The organism is Bradyrhizobium sp. 31Argb, from assembly GCF_043638955.1.
Lineage (GTDB): Bacteria > Pseudomonadota > Alphaproteobacteria > Rhizobiales > Xanthobacteraceae > Bradyrhizobium.
Genome location: NZ_JBEGDB010000232.1, coordinates 1 through 12725 on the forward strand (window position 1 = coordinate 1; position 12725 = coordinate 12725).

Genomic DNA, 12725 nt, shown 5'->3' on the forward strand with positions numbered 1-12725 from the left:
CATCATGCGCTCCGTCTATCAAACGGAGCAGCCCCTTCCAACTAAGCACGTGGTCCCACAATCGGGGTCCATTTCAAGCGCCCTGAGCCTCGTCAGCTTCTCGAAAGCTAACGCTGCTAGCATCAGAGAATGGGTTATCAACAGGCGATGTTACGAAGATGAACGCAGGTGCACCCGATATCGGAGCCGCGGGAAGCAATAACGGCGCGAATGTTGACGGAACCGAGGGGGGCGATGACGCCAACTCGCAGGCCATGCAACAACGCAAAGCTTTCGAAATGGCTCTTGGCATGATCGCAATGCGAATTGTCAACGATGCGCAGGCCGATCTCGACTCTGCCATGGACGATACAGAAGAGGATGTTTGAGTCGGCTCCGCCGAATCGGCAATAGCGAGCCGTGAATGGCACATCCAAACAACGGTGAGAAGAGAGGAAAGAGAGGAACTTCTCCGCAGCTGAACGATCCGCACCTCAATGGTACTGGTCGTTCAGATCGGTTGCGGTAAGTTGGCGTTACAGTCCTTAGGGTTCTTCTCGCTCCGGTCAGCCGTCTCTCGGTAGCCCAAGACATCTCGCTCGTATGTCGAACGGACTCGCCTCGCTTGGGCCAATCGCGCATCTACAAACCCGCAGGCCATAAAGGTGTCTTATAGACGAGACGCCCCCACGCATCCGTGTCGCGCCTTCGTTGCCGACTGTTAGCGGCAGAGATATGACAGCCCGATCATCGAAAACATGAGAGCGCGGCTAATGCATGGATAGCGCCAAGCGAGGCGCTTCCCTGCGCGCCCGCGCTGAGAAGAATGGGAGCGGGCGACAGCGTCCGCTCCCCTTTTCTTGAACTGCGCTCAGATCGGCCTCACCCCGCGGCCTTGGAGGAGGCGTCGAATCAGCTTGACCTCCTCCCATCCGGATCTTCGCTCATTGGCGTCGATGCTCGCCTGGTTGACCTCACATCCGGATCTACGCTCATTGGCGTCGATGCTCGCCTGGTTGACCTCACATCCGGATCTATCGACCCACCCTTGACCCTGCTCATATATCGTCTGTGCACCATCCGATGTCAGCTGATCGAGGGTTCGGCCAGCATTGGACTGCGTCACCTTCAGATTGTTGGCACCATCCTTGTCGTCACCGAGCCCCTCGACAACCATGGCGTTGTCGCCGTTCGTGATGGTGAGCTTGGACGAAATGCTCTTGCCGTTGCCGTAGTCCGCCGTATCCACGGTGATCTTCGTGCCATCGTCGAGTTGCAGGGTCATGCCCTTCTTGAAGTCGAAATCGTCCTTGCCGTCCCCATTAGCATCGACATGCGGATCGCCATGAATCTTCGAGACATGGCCGGTTTCATTGTTCCGAACGGTCCAGGTGCCATGCTTCTCGTCCGCCGTGATTGTATATTTATCGCCAAGGTGAATCGTTGCCTTGCCGTCATGGACCTCATGCGACCACACCGGAGCTGGTTTAGGTGGCGGGCTCTGGTTCGTCGCAACTGGGATCATCGATGGAGGCGGCGGAGGAGGAACAAAAACTGGAGTGTAGTAGTACAACGGAGCAGCAAGCGAGGCAGGAGTGTACTGGGACTGGGAGCCGCTGCCCGGCGCACGCCCCGCTTCACCAGCATCGATACTGGCCTGATCCACCTCGCGCCCGGCGCCGTCGACCCAACCCTGACCTTGCTCATGGATCGTTTGTGAACCATCGGGTGTCAGCTCATCGAGAGTGAGGCCGGCGTTGGACTGCGTCACCTTCAGATTGTTGGCACCATCCTTGTCGTCACCGAGCCCCTCGACAACCATGGCGTTGCTACCATTCGTGATGGTGAGCTTGGACGAAATGCTCTTGCCGTTGCCGTAGTCGGCCGTATCCACGGTGATCTTCGTGCCATCGTCGAGTTGCAGGGTCATGCCCTTCTTGAAGTCGAAATCGTCCTTGCCGTCCCCATTAGCATCGACATGCGGATCGCCATGAATCTTCGAGACATGGCCGGTTTCATTGTTCCGAACGGTCCAGGTGCCATGCTTCTCGTCCGCCGTGATTGTATATTTATCGCCAAGGTGGATGGTGGCCTTGCCGTCATGAACCTCATGCGTCCAGACCGGATCAATTGAGGACGACGAGCCCTGGTTCTGGGCGACCGACGCGAACTGGGGAGGCGGCGGCGGGGCGAGAAGGGTTGGAGCAACGTAGACCGGATTGAGGACGGCGGGTGCGACGAGGGCCGAAGTATTTACCGGGAGGTATTGGTAGGCCCCCACCGGGACGCCGACGGCGCCGGCGTACTGCCCCAACACCACGTTGAACATTGGAACGGCGGGCGCACCTTCAGGCACTAGCCCCACCGCCGGATTGGAACCACCCACTACGGGAAGATACGGCATTTTCATTCACTCCTATTGCATTGAAGGCAGCGACAGACTGCGAGGACCACCCGCACAATCAACTTGGCACGTTGCGCCAAGGCCCTTCAAAACCAATCCCACGCCACGGCCAGCAGCACGCGCTCTCGCGTTTCTTGTTGCGGGTGACAACAGTCTTGATCGGCGGACCACTCCACTTCTCTTAACCCCTTGCCGCATGGCAATTCGGGACTCTCACGTCGAGCGTAACCAAGTCGCAGGAAATGTATCCGGAGTACCTGTCTAAAAGCTGACGATAGGATGATCGTCCACCAGCACATCCGCTTGCGTATCGCCTGAACTAACGCTGAGAGCTCGCGACCGCAACGAAACGCTCTTCATGATGGGCGGCGGAACACGACATCTTGGGACGTGCGGAGGGCGAGCATCCACGATCTCTGAAGAACTTCGGCCGAGCCTCTCGCGTTAATGCTCGAGGCGGTCTTTAGGCGCCTCGGACGGCCATGTTCGGTACAAACGCCGCTTCGAAACTGATTTCGCTCGAGTCTTGAGACCAGGCACTTGCACACGTACGCCGCAGTCGATTTGTCTACCACTTGATTGCTCGAGGCAAGCGCCACGGCAGATATCTTAAGGACGTTGTGCACGGCGCTTGATGAGCACCAGGCGATCCAGCTTTGCAGTCGAGCTGCTCGGAACCATGCTCGTTGGACCGACAGCTGGCACAGCTTATACGCCAGCAACGAGTTGCAACCGCTCAAGCTTTGAAGCGCAAGACGTACGGCGTCTTGCGCGACAACATCGGCTGAAGCGAGAGTACCGACACATTTTCCGATGAAAGATAAATTTGGCGACATCGACTCATTCCTCGGCCCTTCGAAGACTCGTCAGCTTCTTGAAAGGTAATGCTCCTAGGATGTCAGCGCTGATCTCTAGGCGAGGAGTCGTCTATTGACCGTAATGGAGATGAAGATAGGAGAATGCGATGATTGGAGAAATGATCGGTAGCGCGGCTGGTGGATACCTCGGTGGACCGCAGGGCGCGGCGATTGGCTCCGCTGTCGGTGGGGTACTCGACAAAGCTTTCGAGAGGGTTATTCACAAATTGGAGCCGGAGAAGGTTGATGATGACAAGGTCGCCAAGGACAATGGCCCTGCCGCAGGAAGCAAGCCGCAGTTCAACCACGGCAACGGCGAATTGACTCTCTCGAATGACGCGCCAAGCGCACATGTCATGATTGCATTTCCTGCCCTCATCACGCTAGCTGCGGCGTGAGGCAGGTGATCAGTAACAGTAACTTCCAAACAGAAAGGTGACTCGATATGGTTTCTCCCGTTGGTGGTTCCCCCGCCGGATTTGGACCCGCGGCGAATCAGCAGGCCGGTGCTACCGGGGACGGCGATTTCGCAGCGCAGCTCGCCGAGCTGGAGCGTGTCAGCAAACAGGCTCAGGCCAAGAGCATCATGATGCGCAGAATTACGACCGAGCTCTCGTCCGAAAAGAAGGTTGCCGACGAGCGCGTTAGCTAGCGCTGCAAGAGGGAGGCTCACGGCCGGCTCTTTTCGCGTGCGGGAGGCTCTCCATAGCTTGACGAACTCGGAACCAGCCGTACGGCAGCGCCGTACGGCTTCTCTCGTTTCTCAGGAGAATCTCCGTGAATGAACCGGCTTCCGTTCATTTCGAAGTGCTATCAGGGCCTTATTCTGGGGTGAGTGGTGAAGCGCCGGTCGGAACGAGTCTTATCGGAAGTGGCCTCGATGCTGATATCGTCTTCGTCGAACAGGGGCTCGAGCCCAATCACTTCCGTCTCACCCCCCTGCACGGTTCGATTGAGATCGAGGCCCTAGCAGCCGGAGTCAGCATAGAGGGAAACGGAGATATTGCCGTAGGCAAGCGGGTTGTTATTTCTCTTCCTGCTGTCATTCATGCGGGCACGATGTCCATTCGTTGCACACAGGATTCGGCACGAGGATCAATCGGCCTATCCCGTCTTTCGATAATCGCAGTCTCGTTGGTCTTGCTGAGCTCTGTCGGGATCGCCACTCTCGCAATCAGCTTCCTGTTTGACGGCAGTGCCGGTGCAGTGAGCCCCGATGCGCCCCCTGGCGCCCCACTTCCAGCCAAGCTGACGCTCAACGGTCCTAATGATCGCCCCCTCGATGCAGCCGCCGAACTGCTGCAAGAGGAGGTGAATAAAGCGGGACTTCTCAATATCAAAATCGCGCCTGGACCAGGTGTAGTCAGCGCGGAGGGCACCGTTACCCCTGCGTTAGTCACTAGGTGGCAGGAGGTTCAGCGCTGGTTCGATCAGCATACGAACGGCTCGCTGACACTCGTAAACGGGGTGATCGTAAAGGAGGATAAGCCTCCCTCCTCAATAGCTGTCCAGGCGGTGTGGCGCGGAGCCCACCCCTATCTTCTTATTGGCGGCCAAAAATACTTCGTGGGGGCGCTGTTGAATGATGGATGGACGGTGGATCGAATCGAGGCGGGACGCGTACTGCTTAGCCGGAATGGACGACTTGCTGCTCTCCCCTATTAGAGCTCCAGTACCGCAGGAAAGGAGAATGTCATGACCAAGCTGCCGCAGCATCCTGTCGGATTTGGCACCTCTTCGCAAAGGCTCAACACCCAAGACCATGAGCCAGCGAACAAGCCGGCCCTCCCTCAAGTCCATCATTTAGAGATCGATCGCACTGATGGCGGCGGCGAGAACAGGCACGGGTCGATTTGGCCGGATACTGAGGCACCCGATCTGTCAATCGAGGCCTCGCTTGAGGTCGACGATATCGATGCCGTCTCGCGTGTCAGCCTCAACGAGAGGCGCGTCCCGATCGCTGAGATCGACCCCCGTGCGGCACTCGCTTCACTTTATGGCCGCAATCTCGCGACAGGTCTGCTCTCCTTCGTCACCCCACGCCTGCGTGATCCGGACGTGCTGCGAGCAGAGAAGCACGGTGTTCTCCTGGAGCGCTTGGCCGACCGGCTATGGGCCGGAGCGGAGAACTCGGTGGCGCGCGAAGGGATCGACGCACTGCAGCAGGAGCTCCGCCGGCTGATCCTGCTCCGGCAGAACCAGAACAGCTTGATCAAGGGCTAGCATGGTCAATTCGGGCGGATCGCACCTCGCCAGTCTACCGTCGCCGGCCGAAGCTATCAAAACCGGCGATGTCTTGCCAATCTCCGGGCAAGAGCGCGATTTGGTCTGCGCAATATCCTTCGTCCACCTTGCGTGTGGACAGAGCGCACGAGCTCTCGCTCTGTTGCGGCTCTTTGCCCATGAAGATTCGCGAGACGTCGACCTGCTTCGCATTCTTACCTATGCTCTCATCTCGGAGGGCTTTGGCAATGAAGCACTTAATGTGCTGGATAGACTCGACATGCTTGATGAGGATCCCTCTTCGCGTCTGCCCTTGACGCTTCTGCGCAGTCACGCGCTGCGACGCGCCGGCCGTATGGACGAGGCGCGGGCGGTCTTCAAAGATTATGTATCCTTGCGTGGCAGGACAGCGCCAACGGAACAACAATAAGAAGGCTCTTCATGGCACACCTTCTTCGTAGGCTTATCGTGCGCGCGCCATTCCACGCGGACTTCATGGTCGCGTTCATGCTGCTTCTGGCAATCGGAATGATGATCATGCCGATCCCGATCGTCGTGATCGATATGCTGATCGGCTTCAATCTGGGTTTTGCCGTTCTGTTGCTGATGGTTGCTCTCTATCTCAGTACGCCACTGGATTTTTCATCCTTGCCGGGCGTCATCCTGATCTCTACCGTCTTTCGTCTGGCGCTGACCATCGCGACAACGCGGCTGATCCTCGCTGAAGGAGACGCCGGCAGCATCATTCACACCTTCGGTGAGTTCGTGATATCGGGGAACATCGCTGTCGGCATTGTTATATTTCTGATCGTGACCATGGTGCAGTTCATGGTTCTCGCGAAGGGAGCCGAGCGCGTCGCTGAAGTCTCCGCACGATTCACCCTCGACGCTCTGCCAGGCAAGCAGATGGCTATCGACGCGGAGCTACGCAACGGTCATATCGATCAGCGCGACGCACGCAGCCGGCGAGCCTCACTGGAGCGGGAAAGTCAACTTCATGGTGCGATGGATGGCGCCATGAAGTTCGTCAAAGGCGATGCCATCGCCGGACTCATAGTCATCTGCATCAACATGCTCGGAGGAATTAGCATCGGACTGCTCTCGAAGGGCATGTCCATTGATGAGGCGTTGCATCAATATACGCTGCTCACCATCGGCGACGCGCTGATTTCTCAGATTCCGGCGCTCCTGCTGTCGGTTACGGCTGCAACCATCGTCACACGTGTAAATGGGCCCTCCAAGCTCAAGCTTGGTGCCGATATCATCAACCAACTCACGGCCAGTACCCCGGCATTGCGGCTGGCAGCCGGCGTCTTACTTCTCATGGGGCTGATACCTGGTTTCCCCTTGTCCCCGTTTCTCATGCTGGCTGCAGTTTTTACCGGGGCGAGCTATGTCAAGGGCGGTGTGCAAGGCGCGAACACCGGCTCTAAGACGGCCGCCAACGTTAGTGCTCCGACTACGAGTCCAGCGCAGGCTCAAAAGCAAACCATACCTGCGGAGGCGCTTCCGGTCGCGCTATTGGTTGCGCCGAACCTGATAAATGCGATTGACAAAGAGGAAGTTGGGCAGCACATCGCGCGCATTTCGGCATTGGTCTCAGCCGATCTTGGCATCACGATTCCCCGCATTCCAGTCCAGGTGGATCCACGTTTGGCCCAGTCCGAGTTCAGGCTGGATGTGGAAGGGGTACCGGTTGAACGGGATCGAGTCGACCCGACGCAGCTCGCCCTCACCGACGACCGAGCGAACATTGAATTGAGCGGCATCCCGTATCGGCAAGATCCAGACACTGGCCGGATCTGGATCGAACAGAGCCATGCACCGGCTCTCAAAGCGGCCGGAATCGGGCATCACCGTCCGAGCGAAATCATCGCCTTGCGCGTCAGTTCCGTACTGACGCGATATGCGCAGCGCTTGGTCGGCATTCAAGAGACGCGACAATTGCTCGCCCGGATGGAGCAGGAATATACTGATCTGGTGAAGGAAGTGCTACGAACGACTCCAGTTCCCCGGATCGCCGAGGTCCTGCGTCGTCTGCTCGACGAGGACATCCCGATTCGTAACACCCGCCTGGTCTTGGAAGCGTTCGCCGAATGGAGCGAACGCGAGCAAAACGCTGTCCTGCTCACCGAATACGTCCGCTCCGGCCTGAAACGGCAAATCTGCTATCGCTACGCCAACGCTCACCGTGTTCTGCCCGCCTTTATCATCGAACGTGAAACTGAGGATGTGATTCGCAGTGCGGTGCGAGAAACTGCCGTCGGGCCATACCTCGCGCTGGAGGACCGGCAGAGCGAGATGTTGTTGTCGCAACTGCGTCAGATTCATTCAGGCATGCCACCAGGTCAGAGCCAGCCCGTCATCCTGAGTTCGCTGGATATCCGGCGCTTCGTGCGCGGCTTTCTCACCCGCAACGGGATCGATCTTCCTGTTCTGTCCTATCAGGATCTCGCCTCCGATTTCACGGTCCAGCCAGTGGGCTCGCTCAAGCTTACAGGTCCCAAGGAAAAAGCTCCGGCAGGAGACCAACGCAGCCAGCTCGCCACAGCCGGCTAACAGCGCACAGCAGTCGGTCGTGACAATGGACAGCATGAATTCACCTGCGAGAACATCCGCTGCTCGATGGTATGCGTTCCATCCGCCCTCGGGCTTAACTCTCCTCGCCTTGTTCGCGATTCTTGTGGTCGGAGGTTGCACCAGCTCGGATCACCCAGCCATCTCAGTACAAGCGACGCCGCGGCCAGAGTTGCTCGGCGCTAAGGACATCGATCCTGCTATGCGCGAGCGCATTGCGCACGCCCTCCTCCGGGTTACCGACGAGGAGAGTTTGCGCGAGGCTCTGAAGCAAGAACCAGACAATGTCGATGCGGCAATCTCACTTACGCAGACCCTTCTGGCACAGAAACGCGCGGGTGAGGCGCTTAAGGTAGCCGACAAGATCTTGCTTACAGCCCCTGGTGACTTGCGTGCCCTGAACGCAAAGGGGGTGGTCCTCGACGCCGAGGGGCGCCATGATGAGGCCCAAGCGCTATATCGGCAGGCCCTCGCAGCCGCCCCAGGCAATCAGATGTTGCGCAACAATCTTGGCCTATCGCTCGCACTTGCTGGGAAAGCAGACAGCGGGAACTCCAGCCTCCAACAGCTTTCGCACGAACGACGTGCGCTGGCAGAACAGCCGTAGCATACGCTTACGGTACAACCTGACTTGCAAGACGCCCGACAACCTGCTGTCAGCTTTTCGTCAGGAAGGCTGGCTATCAAGCTCCGCTCGGCCTTAGCAGGTTGACACTCAATACAGCTTTCGCAGATAGGAGCGCGAACGTCCATGTACAATCGAATAAATGCCTCACCCAGCTTTCCATGGATGGGCAATTCCGACTCTGATAGAATGACACAGTCTGCTATCGACGGTAGGCAAACAGATCAAGGCCGAAGCTTCGAGGACGTGTTCTCCCATATGCAGATAGCGCCGCGGGAGTCCTACACTGATTCATCCTCGGCGACAGCACGGCCGTACTCACTGAGCACCAGACCACCCATCGTGGAGATCTCAAGGTCCTCATTTCAGGACAAATTGGAAGATTTCTATGGGGATGAAATCGAGCATATCGCCGCCAATCCTCAGCAATACTCGCGTTCGGTGGCATTGAAAGCGGAGCGCGCTGCGGACGTTGCCTATAATCATGGCAGGAAAGAAGGCTCGGACGACGCACGACACTTCAGCTATCAATTGGGAAACAAAAGCGTTGGACTTCTCCGAACGGAAGGTGGAGCTAACATGCGTGATGTGTTCAAAGGGGAAAAGGCACGCGCGCGCTGGCGGGAACAGTTTCCCGGACGGTCTGAAATCACATCGACGGTAGACTTTCGGGTTACGCATCCCCTCGTCGATAACGCGGGCGACATTTTGCTGGAGCATCAGCTTCGGTCAGACGGCGACAAGCCGTTAGTCCTTTCTCATCCCGTGAATCCGGAAGCAAAAGCCCGTGCAGCAGCGCTGGGTTTTGTTGAGATAGGTGACTCGATGATGGTGCTTGACCCTACCCGGCATCCCGACAAGTGGATCAAGAACAGCGACGGTGAATGGCAGCGAACAAACAAACCTCCCCTTTACCTTTCCAAAGCGGAAGAGAGTGAAGGCAGGGATACGGAACGTTCCGAGCGCGCGAGAAATGTCTCGCCGGATTGGGAGGACGATGACTTTATGTAGAGGGTCGTCTCGGCGCGGAGAGAGAGGGTATGATACGCCCCTCTCTCCATGCAGATCTTACTGCCTGCAATTATTGCCTGCGCGCCGGTCGTATCGAGCGGTAGCGGAATCTGACGGCTCAGCTGCAGGCCGCCATGTCCCTTGAGCAAGCGCCTCGTCTAGAGAGCTCGTCCTGACCCTTGCGTTTTGGCTCCATGAACGAGCCGCTCTATGCCCATGCATGCTGAGCTCAGGGACGTTGGCGCCGCTCTTTCAGTTCTAAGATGAACTATGCGTCGTCCGAATTATGGTACGCGCTCAGTGAAGGCCTTACCGGAGGCTTATAGCCGCCTGCTTCTTGTGAGTGATCTTCGTTAGGTCGTCGATAGGTAAGACGGTTGCCAACGATGCCTTTCAGCAAGCGCGCCGCACGATCTTTGTCGGTGACACCGAGCGAAGCGCGCTCGTTGCAGCGGAAAGCAAATTCAGCCAGATAGCGCCGCTTAAGATGCTGCTGGCTGACGTGGTGATACGTTCCGATGATGCCCCGGTCAAGGATTGAGAAGTAACCTTCAACGTATTGGTGTGAGCGACGCCCGAAGTGTGATAAATCGCATAAAGCAGTGCGCAAATTTCGGATTTAGGTCTTCCACATTTATCTTTTTCTTGATGGAGGGTTGTCTCCGGATCCATCAGGCGCATGAAGCAGAACGTTGCGCGATTGCTCGCGAAATTCCGGCGGATGGCCGGCAATGAAGATCCCCAGCAATTGACCGATCGGCGCGCCTTGCACTTCCGGGCCCCTTTCCTGCGAGCAGCGGACGGATTTGCTCGACGAGCGCGTCGGCTACTTTCATGGCCGCCGCCGCCTGCTTGCTCATTCTGCCCCGCGCCTCTTGCACTAAGAAACGCCGATCTACTGTAGGCGCAGAACGCGACCTGCTTGTGACTTAGTTCGCCGCCGGCTTGATGAACGCACGCCCTACTTCATCATCGCTTCGACCTCTGCACGAAATGCCTGGCGCGAGGCGTCGCGTGAATAGAACATGTGGCCGCCCGGATAGACCACGAGTTTGACCCGCGGCGCCGACGCAAAGGGCGGCAACTGATCGAGCGCCAGCTTCGAGCCGAAATAGGGCGTGACAATATCGAACAGGCCGTGCGCGACCAGCACGTTCATCTTCGCGTCCGTGGCAAGGATCTCGCGCAGCTCCGACAGCGACTGCGGAGGGCTGCCGTGGCCGAAATTCCAGGCCCGCGTGACCGCGCGGTTGAGCAGTTCATAGGAGCCGTCCGGCCGCCAGTTGAGCTTGCGCGTCAGGACATCGACGGCGGCACTCGTCAGCGGCGCCGCCAGCGCATCGCCCGAGGGATCGCCGAAGCGGTAGCTATCGGAGTCCGGATAGGGATCGAGGCCGCGCACCGAGGCGTCATAACCGCCGGTCACCTTGCCGCTCTTGCGGTCGAACTCGCGGCGGAATTCGCCGCGGTCAAAGCGCCCGGCGAGCCGTCGGCTTACGGCCTGGTCGATGCCGGTCAAAGCGGCGACCTTGTCGGCGAGACGGTTGGTGGCCTCCTTGTCTGCCTCGCCCTTGACGAGGTCGGCCAAGAATTCGCCACGCGCGTAAGCTTCGACATCGGCGAGATCGGCACGTTTGACCGCCCCCCTGCCCTCGCCCTTGGCTTCGCGGGCCACCGCGACACAGGTTGGCAGCCTCGCGACGTGTTGCAGAAAGCTCGTGCCTGTGAACTCGCGGTAGTCGAACAGTGGCGAGAGCAGGATCAGGCCCTTCACGCCGACGCCCTGCTGCATCTGCAGATTGCGCACAACCTTCGGTCCGCGAATGCCGCCATAGCTTTCGCCCGCGACATATTTCGGCGAGGAGAGCCGCTCGTGCTTCTCGAGCCAGCGGCGGATCACAAGCGCGATTGAACTGGCATCGCCATCGACCGAATAGAACCGCCTGCGCACATCCTCGCCTGTCGCCACGAAACGGCTGTAGCCGGTGCCGACGGGATCGATGAACACGAGGTCGGTGAAATCGAGCCAGGTCTCGGCGTTGGGCCTGACCTCGGGCGAGGCCGACGCCGTGACGGTTTCCGCATCGATCGGCAGCCGCCATGGCCCGGCACTGCCGAACTGCAGCCAAGCAGAGGATGACCCCGGGCCGCCATTGAAGAGGAACGTCACCGGACGCGTGGCGCGATCTGTGCCGTCGAGCTGATAGGAGGTGTAGGCGATGTCGGCTTGCGGCTCGCCCTTGTCGTCGAACATGCGGATCGAGCCCGCAGTCGCGATGAAACGAAGCGTCCGCCCGGGCAGCTCCAGCGTCTGTTTGACGGTGGAATCCGGCGGCAGGCGATGCTGCTCGGCCGCCGATGGGGAACTAGGCGCACTGGCGCCGCGCGCGCCGGGCCCGCCCTTCTGGCCGGCCGGCGTCGTGGCATCGGGGCGCGGCGGCGGATCGTCGGCCCGGGCGCTCCCCATCACGGCGCACGCAAATAGGGCGAGCGCGAGAGGGGTGTGGCGCCGCGCGGTCAAATCGAACAGCATGGAGTTTCTCCGGTCCGGCCGCGCTTTCTGTCAGCGGCCGATTGCGACGGTTTAAGGTTGCGGGACGGTCTAGACTTTTACCTATAGTTGCATTCTGTTGGGTGGTTCTGCCTTATGTTGCACGAGGCGTATCTGCCAAACGGCTCTCCTCAGTTAGCTGAGAGCAGGGAACAACAAACCTACTAAGTCTAGTAGTCGCCTCTATTCCTGAGGGCACGGACCGCCTGTCGGCGGCACCGCCTTGCGCAATGGCACAGAGCCTACCCAAGCACGCTGGCGCCGCCTGTCTCCGGCAAAGGGACCAACCAAAGCTCCGCGCTGGCACGACTGGGCCTATGTCGAGCTGGCCGATCTCGACGGCAGTGAATGCGATGATGAACCTTGCCAGGGAATGGACGCGAGGCTTTCTGATCCGCCGCAACATTGCCGACGGCGACTTGGCTGCATATTTCACTGATGGTGAGCAGCGATTTCGCGCGATCATGAGCGCCGAATTCAGACGATCGTGAGCAGCCC

Annotated in this window: 11 protein-coding genes and 2 pseudogenes; 10 read left to right on the forward strand and 3 right to left on the reverse strand. The window is 58.8% G+C overall.

The genetic code is table 11. The annotated features are described in order from the left end of the window. The first annotated feature begins 158 nt into the window (after positions 1 to 158). Entirely contained in the window at positions 159 to 368 is a 210-nt protein-coding gene (locus tag AAFX91_RS31440; RefSeq protein ID WP_028169432.1) for a hypothetical protein, read from the forward strand. A gap of 482 nt (positions 369 to 850) precedes the next feature. Here the strand turns inward: AAFX91_RS31440 and AAFX91_RS31445 are convergent, their stop codons facing one another. After that, positions 851 to 2383 (reverse strand): DUF1521 domain-containing protein, encoded by a 1533-nt coding sequence (locus AAFX91_RS31445; RefSeq protein WP_394569191.1) that lies wholly within the window; start codon positions 2381 to 2383, stop codon positions 851 to 853. 964 nt (positions 2384 to 3347) lie between these two features. On the opposite strand from AAFX91_RS31445, the gene AAFX91_RS31450 reads away from it, so the two are divergent. The 8 genes from AAFX91_RS31450 to AAFX91_RS31485 all read left to right on the forward strand — a co-directional run bounded on the left by AAFX91_RS31450 (position 3348) and on the right by AAFX91_RS31485 (position 9676). After that, the gene (locus tag AAFX91_RS31450; protein ID WP_035692794.1) at positions 3348 to 3638 is read left to right on the forward strand and encodes a hypothetical protein; all 291 of its coding nucleotides are present in this window, start codon (positions 3348 to 3350) and stop codon (positions 3636 to 3638) included. Between the two features lie 47 nt (positions 3639 to 3685). Further along, the gene (locus AAFX91_RS31455; RefSeq protein ID WP_028168938.1) at positions 3686 to 3892 is read left to right on the forward strand and encodes a hypothetical protein; all 207 of its coding nucleotides are present in this window, start codon (positions 3686 to 3688) and stop codon (positions 3890 to 3892) included. 125 nt (positions 3893 to 4017) lie between these two features. After that, complete coding sequence (locus AAFX91_RS31460; protein ID WP_028168939.1) at positions 4018 to 4905, forward strand: hypothetical protein; 888 nt, start codon at positions 4018 to 4020, stop codon at positions 4903 to 4905. Positions 4906 to 4935: 30 nt separating this feature from the next. Next, entirely contained in the window at positions 4936 to 5463 is a 528-nt protein-coding gene (locus tag AAFX91_RS31465; RefSeq protein WP_028168940.1) for a hypothetical protein, read from the forward strand. A gap of 1 nt (position 5464) precedes the next feature. Further along, positions 5465 to 5893 carry a M48 family metallopeptidase gene (locus AAFX91_RS31470; RefSeq protein ID WP_080664153.1) on the forward strand — a complete coding sequence of 143 codons (429 nt, stop codon included), beginning with the start codon at positions 5465 to 5467 and terminating at the stop codon, positions 5891 to 5893. Between the two features lie 11 nt (positions 5894 to 5904). Further along, positions 5905 to 8022: a type III secretion system export apparatus subunit SctV gene (sctV, locus tag AAFX91_RS31475; RefSeq protein WP_028168942.1), complete on the forward strand. Its 2118-nt coding sequence runs from the start codon at positions 5905 to 5907 to the stop codon at positions 8020 to 8022. A gap of 220 nt (positions 8023 to 8242) precedes the next feature. After that, complete coding sequence (locus AAFX91_RS31480; RefSeq protein WP_245287675.1) at positions 8243 to 8647, forward strand: tetratricopeptide repeat protein; 405 nt, start codon at positions 8243 to 8245, stop codon at positions 8645 to 8647. Positions 8648 to 9040: 393 nt separating this feature from the next. Beyond that, the gene (locus tag AAFX91_RS31485) at positions 9041 to 9676 is read left to right on the forward strand and encodes an effector protein NopP (RefSeq protein WP_245287676.1); all 636 of its coding nucleotides are present in this window, start codon (positions 9041 to 9043) and stop codon (positions 9674 to 9676) included. A 337-nt stretch (positions 9677 to 10013) separates the two neighbouring features. On the opposite strand, the pseudogene AAFX91_RS31490 reads toward AAFX91_RS31485, so the two are convergent. Further along, positions 10014 to 10232, reverse strand: a pseudogene (locus tag AAFX91_RS31490) (transposase); the annotation flags it as partial. A 405-nt stretch (positions 10233 to 10637) separates the two neighbouring features. Further along, complete coding sequence (locus tag AAFX91_RS31495; protein WP_394569192.1) at positions 10638 to 12209, reverse strand: S10 family peptidase; 1572 nt, start codon at positions 12207 to 12209, stop codon at positions 10638 to 10640. 259 nt (positions 12210 to 12468) lie between these two features. Here AAFX91_RS31495 and AAFX91_RS31500 point away from each other — a divergent pair. Then, a pseudogene (locus tag AAFX91_RS31500) lies at positions 12469 to 12664 on the forward strand (IS701 family transposase); the annotation flags it as partial. Between the last annotated feature and the right edge of the window lie 61 nt (positions 12665 to 12725).

Excerpts from the sequence above, each read along its gene's own strand:
- AAFX91_RS31440 (WP_028169432.1), top strand. The coding sequence starts at position 159 with ATGAACGCAGGTGCACCCGATATCGGAGCCGCGGGAAGCAATAACGGC.
- AAFX91_RS31445 (WP_394569191.1), bottom strand. The coding sequence starts at position 2,383 with ATGCCGTATCTTCCCGTAGTGGGTGGTTCCAATCCGGCGGTGGGGCTA.
- AAFX91_RS31450 (WP_035692794.1), top strand. The coding sequence starts at position 3,348 with ATGATTGGAGAAATGATCGGTAGCGCGGCTGGTGGATACCTCGGTGGA.
- AAFX91_RS31455 (WP_028168938.1), top strand. The coding sequence starts at position 3,686 with ATGGTTTCTCCCGTTGGTGGTTCCCCCGCCGGATTTGGACCCGCGGCG.
- AAFX91_RS31465 (WP_028168940.1), top strand. The coding sequence starts at position 4,936 with ATGACCAAGCTGCCGCAGCATCCTGTCGGATTTGGCACCTCTTCGCAA.
- AAFX91_RS31470 (WP_080664153.1), top strand. The coding sequence starts at position 5,465 with ATGGTCAATTCGGGCGGATCGCACCTCGCCAGTCTACCGTCGCCGGCC.
- sctV (WP_028168942.1), top strand. The coding sequence starts at position 5,905 with ATGGCACACCTTCTTCGTAGGCTTATCGTGCGCGCGCCATTCCACGCG.
- AAFX91_RS31480 (WP_245287675.1), top strand. The coding sequence starts at position 8,243 with ATGCGCGAGCGCATTGCGCACGCCCTCCTCCGGGTTACCGACGAGGAG.
- AAFX91_RS31495 (WP_394569192.1), bottom strand. The coding sequence starts at position 12,209 with ATGCTGTTCGATTTGACCGCGCGGCGCCACACCCCTCTCGCGCTCGCC.